This window comes from Halalkalibacter krulwichiae, from assembly GCF_002109385.1.
GTDB classification, from domain to species: domain Bacteria; phylum Bacillota; class Bacilli; order Bacillales; family Bacillaceae_D; genus Halalkalibacter; species Halalkalibacter krulwichiae.
In genome coordinates, this window is sequence record NZ_CP020814.1 from 1164170 (window position 1) to 1178770 (window position 14601).

Sequence of the window (14601 nt, forward strand, 5' to 3'; positions counted from 1 at the left end):
TAGTATGTTTTGAAAAAGGGAAACAACTAAAGGAGTGAAGAAATGTGAAACAATTAAGCCGTTCGATTACAGCAGAACTATCAGCTAATGTCAAATATGAGAAGCAAGACGATTTACCGGAGAAAATTATTCAGTTTGGTGAAGGGAATTTCCTTAGAGGATTCGTTGACTGGATGGTTCATGAGATGAATAAGCAAGGCTTATTTAATGGAAAAGTAGTGGCGATTCAACCAACTCCACATGGAAAAGTTGTTCCTAAACTGAAGGCGCAAAATTGTTTGTACACGTTAGCGCTAAGGGGAATTGAAAATGGTCAAGTAGTTGAAAGCAATGAAATCATCTCATCAATATCTAGAGCAATTAACCCATATAGTGATTGGGAGCAGGTACTGAAAGTAGCTGAATCCAAAGATCTTGAGTTTGTCTTTTCCAATACAACAGAAGCTGGTTTAACTTATTTAGAAGAAGCCTATAATCCAACGAGTTCACCTTTATCCTTTCCTGGTAAAGTAGCGGCTTTCTTGTATCATCGGTATCAAGTGATGAATGGCAGTCCTGATGCTGGGCTAGTAATGATTCCTTGTGAATTAGTTGAAGGTAATGGAGATGTTTTGAAAGAGCTTGTCGTTCGTTATGCAACAGACTGGAAATTATCAACTGATTTTATTCAATGGGTGGAGGAGTGCAATCAATTCTGTAACACTTTGGTTGATCGTATCGTTACGGGCTACCCGAAAGATAACATTGATCAGTACAATGAGCTTTTAGGTTATGAAGATGTTTTGTTAACAGCAGGGGAGCCTTATCACATGTTTGCAATTGAGGCAAATGAGGATGTTTCAATGCGGCTGCCTTTTGACAAAGCTGGTTTAAATGTTAAATGGGGAGACGTTACCCCATACAGAGAATTAAAAGTACGTCTTTTAAACGGCCCACATACAATGATGTTCGCAGCTTGTTATTTATCGGGAGTTGATACGGTCTTAGAGGCGATGGAAGACGAAAATTTAAGTGAATTTATTAAGCAAGGTATCTATGAAGAAATCTTACCAACTGTGAAGATGGAAGACTCAGAGAAAAGACAATTTGTCGATTCGGTTATCGAACGATTTTTAAACCCTTACAATAAGCACTATTTGGCTGATATCGGTATGAATGCTGTTTATAAATTTAAATCGCGTTTAATTCCATCTTTATTAGACTACGTAAAGGCAGAGAATAGTTTGCCTCGATCAATCGTCTTCTCACTTGCAGCTCTTTTTGTTTATTACCGTTCAGACCGTACAGAAGGGGAATTTTTAATTGGAAAAAGAGAAGCTGATGAATATACGATTCGAGATAATAAAGAAGCAATTACTGCTTTTTCAAATGCTTGGAATGACTTTGATGGTAGTGAGTCTGGATTAGAAAATTTAGTTAGTGGATTACTTGAGAGAAGTGACCTGTGGGGCATGAACTTAAATGAGATAATCGGATTACAAGATATGCTTGTTGCATTTTTGAGTAACATTTTACAGGATGGAATGAAAGAAAGTGTAAAGAAGAGAACTGAACTAGCAACAAAATAAGAGACAAAAGTCGGATTGGAGAAAAAAATGGGATTATTGGAACAAATTACGGAGAGTGGGATTGTAGCTGTTATTCGTGGATCTAAACCGGAAAATATTGTAGAAATCGGAAAAGCACTTAGAGAAGGAGGGGTAAAAGCACTTGAAATTACAGTAGAAACGCCACGTGCGATAGAAATCATTGAAAAAGCGTCCGTTGAATTAGCTAGTGAAGATGTTATCATTGGTGCAGGAACGGTCTTGGACGCTGAAACTGCTCGGGCGGCTATTCTTTCGGGTGCAAAGTTTGTTTTTTCCCCGACAGTTAATATAGATACAATTAAAATGTCGAAAAGATATGGTGTATTAAGTATTCCGGGAGCATTTACGCCGACTGAAATTTTGACCGCTTACGAAAACGGAGCCGACTTGATTAAAGTCTTCCCAGCTGGGGTTGTAGGACCAACTTATATTAAAAATGTTAAAGGACCGCTACCACATATTCCACTAATGGTCACAGGAGGGATTGACCTAGATAACGCTTCTGATTATATTAAAGCAGGAGCGGTTGGACTTGGTGTAGGAAGTACTCTTGTTCCTACCAACATAAATGATGAAGCACTGCAAAAAATTACAGAAAAAGCAAAGAGTTTTGTTGCCGCAGTTCAAGAGGCTAGAGGGTAAGAGAAAGGCTGTTTGAGTGAGTCTCAAACAGCCTTTCTACTTTAAGATGAATTTGCAAAGAATACTTTCAATTTCACTTTGGAAACCGAATCGTGTACAATAAAGTGAATCTATAAAATTGGAGGCTATACATATGAAAAAAGGTTCTATTACTTTCGAGAATGGTGAAAAAATCGTTATTGAATTTTACCCTGAGGCAGCACCTGGGCATGTTGAAAACTTTGAGAAATTAGCTAATGAAGGCTTTTACAACGGTCTAACATTTCACCGTGTCATTCCTGGTTTTGTTGCACAAGGTGGTTGCCCAATTGGGAACGGTACAGGTGGCCCAGGTTACTCCATTAAATGTGAAACAGAAGGGAACCCTCATAAGCATGTAGCAGGTTCACTATCAATGGCACACGCTGGTAAAGATACGGGCGGAAGCCAATTCTTCATCGTTCATGAGCCACAACCTCACTTAGATGGTGTTCATACTGTTTTTGGACAAGTAGTTGAAGGTCTTGATTCGGTATATCGTATTAAGCAAGGCGATACGATGCAAGAAGTAAAAGTTTGGGAAGAATAGAATAAGCGATTATAAAAGAGGCAGACTAAGTCTGCCTCTTTATTTTTGCTTTTTTTGTTTCAACTAACAACATAATCGAGAATTAATTTTGGGAAAATGGATTAGCTTCATAGTAAGGAGTGAAGAGATGATTCAAAAAACGGTTGATGTAGTCATTATTGGTGGTGGACCAGGGGGATTAAATGCAGCTTTAGTACTAGGACGTTCACGACGTAGCGTAGTATTAATTGATGCGGCTCATCCTAGAAATGAAGTAACTTACGAGTCTCATGGTTTCTTGACTAGAGATGGAATTAAACCTTTTGAATTAAGAGAACTAGCCCATGAACAAATGAAAAAATATTCGAATGTTACACTTATTCGAGGGGTAGTAAAAGACGTTCTAAAGGAAAAACAACAGTTTAAAACAATGACTGAGACAGAGGATGTTATTTTTAGTAGGAAGGTCATTTTTGCAACCGGATTAAAGGAAGATATTCCGAGCATTGAGGGACTTCAGGACGTTTATGGAAAAACCGTTTTTTCATGTCCTTATTGTGATGCTTGGGAACATCGTGACCAACCGATTGTTCTTATAGGTAATACAAAGCAATTAATTCATCAGATCAGATTGATTTATAATTGGAGCAAGGATCTAATTGTTGCGACGAATGGACCAGCAATGTTAAATCAAAAAGAGAAATTAGAATTAAATGATCACAATATTCGCTTAATCGAAACACCTATTGAGAAGTTCAAATCGCAAAATAGCATGTTAGAGCATGTAGTGTTTACAGACGGGGAAATGATTCATCGTAAAGCAGGGTTTATTATAAATACTGGTGCAACACAAGCTTCAATGTTACCTCAAAAATTAGGTGTGAAACTTAATGAGAAGCATGCCTTTGAAACACAAGAGCATGGAAAAACAAAAGTAAGTGGTTTATTTATTATTGGTGATGCAGCCAAGCGTTTTACAGGTTTAATCGGTGCGGCAAGTGAGGGCTATGAAACGGCTGTGTTCCTAAATAAAGAGCTAGTAGAAGAAGATTGGTAATTAAGGGAATGACAATGTGATTTCAATATATAGCTATGGCGATGTTAGTATGATAATCTAAAGGAGAAAAGCATAGATAATAGTCTTTGGAAGAAAACAAGAAGGCAGATCCTTTATTTAGTACTAGGACTGCCTTCTTTGTGAAATGTTTCTATACGAAAGTAGGTGTTACATTGTGTAAATATAAATATCCTGATTATTGGAAACTAAAAGTCCAAGAAGGTGATGGTTGGTTTTCTTCCATTAATCAAATTTATAAACCAAATGACTTAATCTTCATCGGTCAAATTATCAATCGACAATCCGGACAAAATGAATCAATTCGTTTGTTATTCCCTGATATTAAAGCGGTTACAGGGTTTGTGCAGTACGTATACTTACCTACTGTATTCATTGGCTTTCTGAAAATCGATGGAATTGATCCAAAGATGATTATGGTTGGAGATGAATCGTTTGCTTCTGTGATAGAAGCGTTACCAATTAGAGAAGAATTTGATCAAGAAGTAGTGTTAAAAATAAAAAAGATGTTATCCATATTAGAGGCTAGTTGGGATTCGAATGAAGCTGAAATGTCCAAAAAGCTCGAACAAGTATTGAGAATACTGGAATCACTCACAAATGAACATGTGATTACAGCTTTTAACGTTTTGAAGTCGCCAACCCGATTAGCGAGTTGGCTAGTAACTGAGTATGAAAGTGAACCAGTTTTGGGAATTGACTCACTTGAAAAAGAAGTAAAGATGAAGGTTGATGAATTTATCGAATTAAGCAAGGAAGCTGAATCTAAGCCGTTTCAATCAAAACGGTTCTTTAATAGTTTGGACAATGTCATGATCTTATAACGAATCATATTGGTAATTACACTAAACCCTGGGCCATTTTCCCAGTCGATTAAAAATACCTAAAAACCCAAACATAAAAGCGACATGTTCCATAATGTATTACCATATCTTAATGGTAAAGGAGAATGAATATGTCGATGAAACGGGCACCAAAAAGCGTTCCGCCTAAACCAGAAACATTTAAGCCTGAGAAAGAAAATAAGAAAGCAGAAGAAGCAGTAATGAAGAAAGTGGAAGCAGACACTCCAAAAATGGATAAAGAAGAAGAGAAAGTGGAAGAGAAAAAAGCTGGGATGTATGATCCGTGGGCTGACATTCTTTTTGGGCGACCAGCACCGTCTAAGTCGGTTGACTCAAAAGATGCAGATGAAATGAAAGAACAAACAAATCGGGGGTTTTGGTGGTTTTAAGTCTGCTTTTATAGTTTTTTCAGTGAACGTTAAGAGGAACGTAAATGTTTGAACTCTATGCTCCCCTAAAGGTAGACTCTGTCTACCTTTAGGGGATTATTTTTTATTTAAAAGGATATTTCGTAAAGCTTGTTGGTATTGAAAATAGTTCCTTGCAATGGAACGAACATGAGAAGCATTTTTAATCACAATGGCAACAAAGTATACAAAAACAGCAAAAAAATCAATTAAGTTTCTTTAGAAAATTAAACATTAACCCAAACCAGTGGAAAAAGATTTGCATATAGTAACGAAGAATAGTAGCAAACCTGCTATTCATAATGGTTAAGGAGGTGTTCTACATGTCTGGATATGCACACGGAGGTGGCTTTGCGTTAATCGTAGTATTGTTCATCTTGTTAATCATCATCGGCGCGTCATACGTTGGCTACGGCTACTAATATGACTGACATGTAGGAATTGTTCCATGTATTTGGAACAATTCTCTACCTACCTACTATGAGGAGGATTTCATTTGTTTGGAAAAGGTTTCTTTCAAAATATGGAAAATAAAACAGGCGTCAAAATGACAGATGTCCTCAAATTGGCTAACTCATTTCAAAATGCGAACTTTCAAGACGAGAAAACGGTCAGACGAATTATCCAAGAAGTAAGCACAGTTGCTAATAAAAAGGTAACAAAGGAAATGGAAGATCAAATCGTACAGACTCTCTTAAAAGACTCAAATTCAGTCAACTTTGACACAATTTCTAAAATGTTAAATCAAAAGAAATAATGTTAAAAATCTTGTAACAGGTGTTACAAGGTTTTTAACATTGAACGTAATTGTGTTGTTATTGGACCGTCACCAAGAAAGGCTTGGCGAACGGTCCAATAGCTTAATACAACACTTTTATTGAGTATAGTTTTACCTTTTATATCGATCAAGAAATGTCAGAGGAGATGAATTAAGTCAGGGCATATCATTCTGTTATGATTTCTTCTTTTTTTTCTTTTTCTTCTTCTTCTTTTTCTGATTCGGTTGTTTCATTTCTTGATCAAGGTTTTCAGTTTGTTGTTGATTAGTAGCCTCTTTTGGCGTGTCTTCAACAGTAGAGACTTCTTCTACATCTTCTGTATTTTCTACATCTACTTCTTCAACATTAGGAGTTGGAGAAATAAAGACTTCTTCTGACTGATTTTCATTTTCAGCAAGGCTTAATTTGGCTTCTTTTTTCTTCCTTAACTTTTGTAGACATAATTCAATAAATCGTTCATGGAAGTCTCCTGGTATCTCCTTTTCATCTAAGTCAAGATTAAGATCAAAACCAAGATCATAATCAAACTCAATTTTTTTCTTGCTCATTCGCCGCTCCTCCTTTCCTTTCAACATTAGTCTATTCAGAATGAAGGAGAGTGAGTGGGGAGATGTCACAGAAATAAAAAACTAATTCTATGTTATTTTCCTATTGAAGAAAAGAATATTTTAAAATAGTGTAAAGGAAAAACTCTGTGGGAAAAGTAAAGCTATCGGAAGCAAATATAGAAGGACCTTAGGAATAGGGGCTTGGCCAAGAATGAAGAGGATAGATTAAAAGAGAGATCTTTTTTTATCTACCCTCAATGAATGTTAGGGAACTACTTACCTAACATAAATAGGCTGAACCAACAATCACTAATAAAATAAATAAAACAACAAGTAACGCGAAACTCATGCCAGTTGTGTGAGTCATAATAAATTCCTCCTTTTTGTTATTACAAGATATACTTATGCCTAGAAGCGTTATTTGGGATGGGCGTTTATCATTGGTTATGAAAATTAGGCGAATGCCACCTTTACCGAGATCTTTTAATGAAAGCTATATTTTGTTTGAGCTGTTGCTTTCACAGGAGGCTATAAGATGTGGGAATTAATAGTAGTAATGTTAGAGCGTTTAGGGATTATCGTCACAGTCGCTTTTGTCATGACTCGATTACCCTTTATACGTCAGTTAATCGAGAAAAGGGAGATTTCAAGGAAGAATCACCTTAGTATTATTTTCATGTTCGGTTTCTTTGGCATTATTGGTACATATACAGGGTTAACGATTAATGCAGTAGAAGCAACGTATTCTCGTTGGGTGTTAGACATAGGAGAAGGAGAAGCTATTGCTAACTCAAGGGTGATAGGAGTCGTTGTTGCTGGTTTATTAGGTGGCTGGAAGATTGGCGTCGGTGCCGGAGTTATAGCGGGCGTACACCGATATCTCCTTGGTGGTTTTACTGGCTTTGCATGTGGATTATCGTCTATTGTCGCAGGGGCCATTGCAGGATATTTTTATAAGAAGAATAGAAACAACCGGATCATTTCCTTGCAGACAGCTTTAGTAGTAGGGATGTTAGCAGAAGCTGTTCAAATGGGGATTATTTTACTTGTAGCACGACCGTTTGAACACTCAATAAGACTTGTTGAGAGTATTGGAATTCCGATGATTATTGCAAATGGTATTGGAACAGCTCTTTTTATTTTAATTATCCGTAATGTTATTCATGAAGAAGAGAAAATGGGATCACTCCAAGCACAAAAAGCGTTAAAGCTTGCGGACTTAACTTTAAAGTATTTACGCAAAGGGTTAACACCGCAATCTGCAGTACCGACATGTAAAATTTTATTAAAAGAGCTGCCTGTTGATGCGGTATCCATTACAAATAAAGAGAAAATTATTGCATATGTCGGTACGGGGAGTGATCATCATCTAATAAATGAAGAGATCAAAACAGTTGCAACGAAACGAGTTTTAAAAGAAGGTGAGCTTGTAATTGCTAGTTCAAAGGAGATTCATTGTAATGTAGAGCATTGTCCATTACATTCAGCAATCATTGCTCCATTAAAAATAAAAGATGAAACAATTGGTACATTGAAATTTTATTTTAAGACAGAAAAAAGTCCTTCACCGACAACAATTGAATTAAGCAAAGGGTTATCAACATTACTAAGCCATCAGTTAGAACTATCTGAAGTGGATCGACATCTTGAACTGGCAAAACAAGCAGAAATTAAGGCGTTGCAAGCACAAGTAAGTCCCCATTTCTTATTTAATGCCCTAAATACAATTGTCGCCCTTGTTCGGACGGATCCAATGAAAGCTAGAAAATTGCTAGTAGCACTTTCGCATTTTTTTCGCTCCAATTTAGCTGGAACAACGGCAACGGTAACGACAATTGAGGAGGAATTGAAGCATGTTCGAGCCTATTTAGAAATTGAGCAGACTCGATTTGTCGATAAGTTAACGGTTCATTATGATGTTGATGATGCGGCTTTCTATGCCCAATTGCCACCAATGACGTTGCAGCCAATTGTTGAGAATGCGATTAAGCATGGGGTGAAGGAGTTACAAAGCAATAGTGAAATTACGATCCAGGTGAAGAAGCTTTCTAACTCGGTTCTTGTGGCAATAAAAGATAATGGAAAAGGGATTAGAAAAGAGAAGATTGAAGAGCTTGGAAAAGATAAAGTCAGGTCACATACAGGTACGGGAATAGGGCTTTTTAACGTGAATCGTCGTTTGGAAATGATGCATAGTGTAGAAGCTACGTTGAATGTGAAAAGCGAGGAAGGAAAAGGGACAACTGTTTCGTTTCAGCTCCCGCTTCTAAACAGGAGGGAACACAATGAATAAAAAAATAAGAACAGTCATTATTGATGATGAACCTTATAGTCGTGATGAATTATCCTTTTTACTAAAGCAATATGAGAATATTGAAATACTTGGCGAGGCCGATTCAGGCGAAAGAGGATTAGAAGTCGTTATGAAGAAAGAGCCGGACGTTGTATTCGTTGATATTGAGATGCCGCAAATGTCTGGATTAGAGTTAGCTAACACACTTAAAAGCTTAAGAAAAGTTCCTATCATTATTTTTGCTACTGCCTATCCTGACTATGCTGCTAAGGCATTTCGTGTTCAAGCTTTGGATTATTTGGTTAAGCCCTTTGATGAAGATCAGCTATCGGAAACAATGACTAGGGTCCAAGAAAGATTAGCGCTAGAACAAGGGGGTGAACAAAAACCTGTCAAAATTGCAAGGCTTGCTGTAGAACATGAAGGACGTATTATATATCTTTCTCCACTAGAAATCTCATATGTTTTTCGCGAAGAAAGAGATACGATGATATGTACAAGTAATCAAATATTTAGTACGAAGACTCCATTAAAAGAGTTAGAAGAAAAGTTGAATGGGTTTCCATTTTTTCGAACTCACAAAAGTTATCTAGTCAACCTTGATAAGGTTGAACAACTAATTCCATGGTTTAATGGTGCCTATCAAGTCAAAGTTGTAGGGAGAAAAGAAGAAATACCTGTAAGTAGAAATTATGTGAAAGCGCTGAGAGAGCAATTAGAGTTGTGACGTTACATCTAGGACATGATTTTATACATGTTAGTAGGCTCTTCAGACATGTTATCACAATTTAGACACAAATTGATTGTGTCTAGTTATAATGAAAGCGTATTCATTAAATGAAAGAGGTGTTCTTCATGATCACATTTTTAGTATCGATTGCTCTTTTAATTATAGCTTATTTCACATATGGTAAATTTATAGAAAGAATGTTTGGGGTGAAAGAGGCTAGACCTACTCCTGCATATAGTATGAAGGATGGAGTCGATTATATTCCAATGGGGACAAATCGAAATTCGTTAATTCAGCTATTAAACATTGCTGGTGTTGGACCGATCTTCGGACCTATTATGGGTGCATTGTATGGACCTGTAGCTTTTATTTGGATCGTTGTCGGTTGTATATTTGCTGGAGCCGTTCATGACTACTTAACAGGTATGATCTCGATTCGAAATAAAGGTGCTCACTTGCCTCAGCTTGCTGGGAAATTTCTTGGAAAATTCATGAAGCATTTTGTCAACGTAGTAGCTGTTCTTTTGTTACTACTAGTTGGAACCGTTTTCGTGACAGCGCCTGCTGGTCTTTTATATAATTTATTTAATGGTTGGGTTGCATTAGGTGTGATTACAGCAGTCATTTTTATCTACTATATTTTTGCGACAATGCTACCGGTTGATAAAATTATTGGAAAAGTATATCCGATCCTTGGTGCCTTACTTCTTGTTAGTGCGATTGGTGTAGGTGGGATGTTACTAGTAACTGGTGCCGAGATTCCTGAATTAACACTTGCAAATATGCATCCTGCTGGAACAGCAGTTTTTCCAATATTATTTATTACGATTGCCTGTGGGGCTGTTTCTGGCTTCCATGCGACCCAATCACCTATTATTTCACGTACTTTAGAAAATGAACAAAACGGTCGTAAGGTTTTTTACGGAATGATGATTGTTGAAGGAATTATTGCGATGATTTGGGCAGCTGCGGCAATGAGCCTTTTCTATGGAACTGATTTAAATGAATTAATTGCGACTGGTGGGGCTGGTTTAGTCGTTAGTGAAGTAGCCTTTACGTTACTTGGTGCGATTGGTGGAACATTAGCTGTCCTTGGTGTTATCGTGTTGCCGATTACTTCAGGAGACACTGCTTTCCGTTCAGCTCGTATGATTATTGCAGATTATGTAAATGTGTCACAAATGAAGATTGCTAGTCGTCTTTGGATTGCATTACCATTGTTTGTTGTTTCGTTTATATTGACTCAAATGGACTTCACTCTTTTATGGAGATATTTTGGTGTAACAAATGCTGCACTTAGTGCAATTGCGTTATTTGTCGGAGCAATGTACCTAGCAATTCAGAATAAATTTCATTGGGTTGCTACGATTCCAGCTACTTTTATGACAATGGTCTCTTTAACATTTATCTTTAGTGCACCGATAGGATTTGGTTGGGCGATGCCAACAGCTTATTTAGCAGCATCAATTGGCACAATCCTAGTGCTTGGTTTATTCGCCTATAAAGTAAAACTAAACCGTGCAATTGAGAATTTCGAGTTAGATGAAGAAGTAAATAAAGCTGCTTAACAGTCAGACAAAAGGAGAAGGGTGTCTAAAAGGTCATAACAGATCTTTTAAGGCACTCTTTTATTTTTATTACTATAAAGTTTGAGATGAGCGTACTCAAAGAGAGAATAGCAATTTGTTATAGTAAAATTAACTATGGTTGTAGTACAGTATTTAGTAAGTGAAGATGGGTGCTAGATTGTTAGCATTCCTGAAATATCTAAAAATGTGTAAAAATAATTAATAGGAATGACGTTTTGTAGCAAAATTGAAATATAACTGAAACTTATAAACTAAAAAAGTTTGTTACAATATCGGGATAATGCTACGTATGTTTTAATATAGTCAATATGAGGAAAAGAAAATTGGATCTCATTTACTTATTACACCGGGGGAAGGAAATGAACGTATGAATTTAGAAAATGAATTAATCCAAAAGAAATATTATAAAAGATTTTTGAAAGAGAATGAAAAAGCAGATATCGTTGAAGTGTTGGCCGATACTGCTCTTACTGAATTAAAGAATGAATTGCCTGATCTGTCCTCTATTCGATTCTCACAAGGAGAAGTGTACTACCACTATAAAGATTATGAAGCAGCCATCTTTAAGTGGGAAAATATTCATAATGATTTACAGCCTTGGGCTAAGAAAAATATGGCCGATGCCTATTACGAGCTTGGAATGCTTCAAGAAGCCAAAGATATCTATTTATCTATTGAGTATGCTGATGATCTGACTCTACATACAGAAGTATTCCTTCAGCTGTTCTCTCTTTATATGGAGCAGCAACAACTTGAAAAGGCAGCAGAAATCATAAAAAACACAGTAGAATTAAACCCGGATTATCCAAATGTAACGGCTATTGCTCGCTCTTTCTTTGAAGAATACAGAGACTACAGCAGTGTAGTTGACCTTGCTGTGAATGAGGCATTGAGAACGGGTGAAATTGAATGGTTTGATGCTTTAAATGGTTATGTGAAGCAGCGATTCACAAAGACAACGGAACCTAGTTATTTTACAGAAGTCATTGTGAAACTTGCTACAGTTGATCAAAATAGAACGGAACAGCTGATCTTATCATTCTGGAAAAGCTACCAAAATGGGCCATATTATTTTGATTGGATTATGACATTTAATGACTTGTTTGAAAAGGTTGAGGAAAATAGCTCCTTGAACAATTGGATAGACCTTTCAAAGCAATATCATGAAACGTATAGTGACCTTATTGGTGGTACTTATTATATTAACGAAATTAAAGATGTGATTCCATCGCTTCTCTCAAATTGGTTAAAGGTTTCCCACACACCACTAGTAACTGCATCTGCGGTTTTGGCATGGGAAGAAACGTTTCCATCAAGTTTAGATGATGAAGCGATTCACGCGGCAGAAGCGTTGATTAAACAAACAAATATTGAATCTGTTGAATTAGAGCAAAGTTTAGAGTTGTTTGAGTCAATCGAGAAGTGGGCAGTTCATCATCAGTTAGAAATAGGATATCAATTAAAATGGATTGTCCAGCAACTAATAGATGAAGATACTCATCACGTATTAGTTGCGGGAACCTCTGGTAATGGAAGGTCTTCTTTTATAAATGAAATTCTAGGGCACTCCATTGTGGAGGGTTGTCATGCAAATATTCTATTTAGAAATGACGAGCAATCGCAAATTAATAAAGTTACAGATGCTAATATTGAGAAAGATCTATCACTTGAAGAATTTCAGACCATTACAGCGTTACGTCGTCCATCAATCATTGATTTTAAGATGCCGTCACCTTTTTTAAGAGACAATCATCTATCAATCATTCATGCTCCTTCGTATAATGGAGAGCAAGAGATTAAAGATTCTAATGTGCTTCATATTGCAGATGGCCTTTTATTTGTTCTAAGTGCAAATACGCCATTTACAGATGAAGAAAGGAAATTGATTTTAAACATTCAACAGTTAGCTCCTAATCTTCCAATCCACTTTATTTTAAATAAAATTGATGTCTTTAATGAACAAGAGGCGACGCGGATATTAGAGGAAACGAGTGAGAGAATCCACACTTATTTTCCGAATGCTAATGTTCTAGCCTTTTCATCTAGAGCTAGTAAGCCTCATTTAAGAGGCTTAAATGAACTAGTTAGATCAATCTTTGCTAACCGAGATATGAATCAGGAAAGAAAAGAAAAGCGATTACTATTTATCCGTAAAACGATCACACACTTATTACAAAAGAGAGTAGAAATGGAAAATGAACGAATTGAAGCGGTTCATTGGTATGAGGAAGCTGTGACAAAATTGAATGGAGCCATTCATCAGTTAGAGGATGTTGAAAAAGAAAAGATTCAAGTGATTAAACAAGCTTATCACTCTATTAAGATTGAGTTGAGAAGAAAACTTAAAGCTGCTATCCCTAGCTTATTAAAAGAGTGTTCCAGTCTAGTCAATGAAACGAGCGATTTCCGTAAGCTTCATCTGGATTTAAATCAAGAAATGAATCGAAAAATACATGAATATATTGCCGACTCATTACTACCAGACTTTCAAAATTCTATCCAACAATGGCTTGAAGTTTCTAATGTTGAATTTATTCGAAGTCAATCTTACTTAAATGAGATGAGCGAAGGTTTCAATGCTTTATATGGAGAAGAACGATTCAAAATGAGTTGTGATTTTCGTGTATTAGATGACTGGCATCGTGATATTGACAGAATGACAACCGGAGTTCATCTAGATGACGTAAATGTGTTATTACGATTAACGCCATCACAATTATTACTAAAAAGCTCAGGAAAGTTATTTGGAGCTCTTCCTTCGAACAAAAACATGATCTTAAATATGTACAAGAAATTTATACAAAATGAGAACTATGAGCAAGTGACAGAAACAATTACGAATCAGTTTATGATGCAGTTTGAATTGTTTGAAAAAGGCTTAGAACGTGATATTTCAATGTCATTCAGAAGTCCTTTTACAGTACTAAATGAAACCGTAAAAGAGGCAGAAATGCAAATCGACGAAAACAATGAACAATTAAGGAAATTAAAAGCTAACCCAGAAATTCATGTCGATCCATTAACTTTGTTTAAATTAAAGTTGCGTCAATTTGAATTAATGGAAAAAAGAGAAAGAACGTTACAACTAGTGTATTAATCATTATGCTCACCTCTTAGCGAAAGGTAAGAGAGTGAGTTTTTTTATATTTTTGATGTAATAGCCGGCTAAAAAAGTGAACAGGTCGTGATGAGAATCACTTCTAAAACAGACAAGTATAACTATAATAAAAGCAAGAATTCGAATTCAAATTCAAAATGATAGAGAAGGGAGAATCTGAGATGATTGTATGTGAGTGGAAAGATTTTTCGACAGACACTGAAGTTTATACACAAAAGATTTTTGAGGAATTAGTCAATGATGAGTTTGAAGCAATGATGTTTATTGATCACTCAATTCCGGATTATATATGGACAAGTAACTTTGTTTGTATCATCAAGAGAGGTACAAGAATGATTGATGAAATTTCAATTACGAAAATTCCTAGAAATCCAGTATGCCAGTAATGTTATTTTTTTTATATGACTTTGTGAAATTATTCACAAATAGGAGGTATTAA

The 14601-nt window shown here is 36.2% G+C and carries 15 protein-coding genes; 13 read left to right on the forward strand and 2 right to left on the reverse strand.

Translation table 11 applies throughout. The features are described 5' to 3' along the window. Positions 1–44: 44 nt before the first annotated feature. From BkAM31D_RS06085 to spoVIF, 8 genes are all read left to right on the forward strand, one after another. Positions 45–1568 carry a tagaturonate reductase gene (locus BkAM31D_RS06085; protein WP_066154201.1) on the forward strand — a complete coding sequence of 508 codons (1524 nt, stop codon included), beginning with the start codon at positions 45–47 and terminating at the stop codon, positions 1566–1568. A 27-nt stretch (positions 1569–1595) separates the two neighbouring features. Next, positions 1596–2231, forward strand: coding sequence for a bifunctional 4-hydroxy-2-oxoglutarate aldolase/2-dehydro-3-deoxy-phosphogluconate aldolase (locus tag BkAM31D_RS06090; RefSeq protein WP_066154204.1), 636 nt, complete (start codon positions 1596–1598; stop codon positions 2229–2231). Positions 2232–2364: 133 nt separating this feature from the next. Next, entirely contained in the window at positions 2365–2799 is a 435-nt protein-coding gene (locus BkAM31D_RS06095) for a peptidylprolyl isomerase (protein ID WP_066154208.1), read from the forward strand. Positions 2800–2926: 127 nt separating this feature from the next. After that, entirely contained in the window at positions 2927–3835 is a 909-nt protein-coding gene (locus BkAM31D_RS06100) for an NAD(P)/FAD-dependent oxidoreductase (RefSeq protein WP_066154211.1), read from the forward strand. Positions 3836–3975: 140 nt separating this feature from the next. Then, entirely contained in the window at positions 3976–4677 is a 702-nt protein-coding gene (locus BkAM31D_RS06105) for a hypothetical protein (protein ID WP_157076805.1), read from the forward strand. Positions 4678–4808: 131 nt separating this feature from the next. Continuing rightward, positions 4809–5087, forward strand: coding sequence for a hypothetical protein (locus BkAM31D_RS06110; RefSeq protein WP_066154217.1), 279 nt, complete (start codon positions 4809–4811; stop codon positions 5085–5087). A gap of 341 nt (positions 5088–5428) precedes the next feature. Then, positions 5429–5527, forward strand: coding sequence for a YjcZ family sporulation protein (locus BkAM31D_RS06115; protein ID WP_084138710.1), 99 nt, complete (start codon positions 5429–5431; stop codon positions 5525–5527). Between the two features lie 74 nt (positions 5528–5601). Beyond that, on the forward strand, positions 5602–5862 hold the full coding sequence (gene spoVIF / locus BkAM31D_RS06120) for a sporulation-specific transcription regulator SpoVIF (RefSeq protein WP_371807185.1): 261 nt from the start codon (positions 5602–5604) through the stop codon (positions 5860–5862). 195 nt (positions 5863–6057) lie between these two features. Here the strand turns inward: spoVIF and BkAM31D_RS06125 are convergent, their stop codons facing one another. Together BkAM31D_RS06125 and BkAM31D_RS06130 are read right to left on the reverse strand one after the other, a co-directional pair. Beyond that, complete coding sequence (locus BkAM31D_RS06125) at positions 6058–6432, reverse strand: hypothetical protein (RefSeq protein WP_066154220.1); 375 nt, start codon at positions 6430–6432, stop codon at positions 6058–6060. A 280-nt stretch (positions 6433–6712) separates the two neighbouring features. Beyond that, positions 6713–6799, reverse strand: a complete 87-nt coding sequence (locus tag BkAM31D_RS06130; protein WP_084372178.1) for a YjcZ family sporulation protein — start codon at positions 6797–6799, stop codon at positions 6713–6715. 168 nt (positions 6800–6967) lie between these two features. Between BkAM31D_RS06130 and BkAM31D_RS06135 the strand changes: the two genes are divergently transcribed. The 5 genes from BkAM31D_RS06135 (at position 6968) to BkAM31D_RS06155 (ending at position 14548) form a co-directional block, all read left to right on the forward strand. Further along, a complete protein-coding gene (locus tag BkAM31D_RS06135) occupies positions 6968–8725 on the forward strand; it encodes a sensor histidine kinase (RefSeq protein ID WP_066154223.1) in 1758 nt (585 codons plus the stop codon). Continuing rightward, positions 8718–9452: a LytR/AlgR family response regulator transcription factor gene (locus BkAM31D_RS06140; protein ID WP_066154226.1), complete on the forward strand. Its 735-nt coding sequence runs from the start codon at positions 8718–8720 to the stop codon at positions 9450–9452. The genes BkAM31D_RS06135 and BkAM31D_RS06140 overlap by 8 nt, the downstream gene beginning before the upstream one ends. Positions 9453–9580: 128 nt before the next feature. Continuing rightward, a complete protein-coding gene (locus BkAM31D_RS06145; RefSeq protein ID WP_066154229.1) occupies positions 9581–11023 on the forward strand; it encodes a carbon starvation CstA family protein in 1443 nt (480 codons plus the stop codon). A 388-nt stretch (positions 11024–11411) separates the two neighbouring features. Next, positions 11412–14141: a hypothetical protein gene (locus BkAM31D_RS06150; RefSeq protein ID WP_066154232.1), complete on the forward strand. Its 2730-nt coding sequence runs from the start codon at positions 11412–11414 to the stop codon at positions 14139–14141. Between the two features lie 182 nt (positions 14142–14323). Next, on the forward strand, positions 14324–14548 hold the full coding sequence (locus BkAM31D_RS06155) for a hypothetical protein (protein WP_066154235.1): 225 nt from the start codon (positions 14324–14326) through the stop codon (positions 14546–14548). Positions 14549–14601 lie beyond the last annotated feature (53 nt).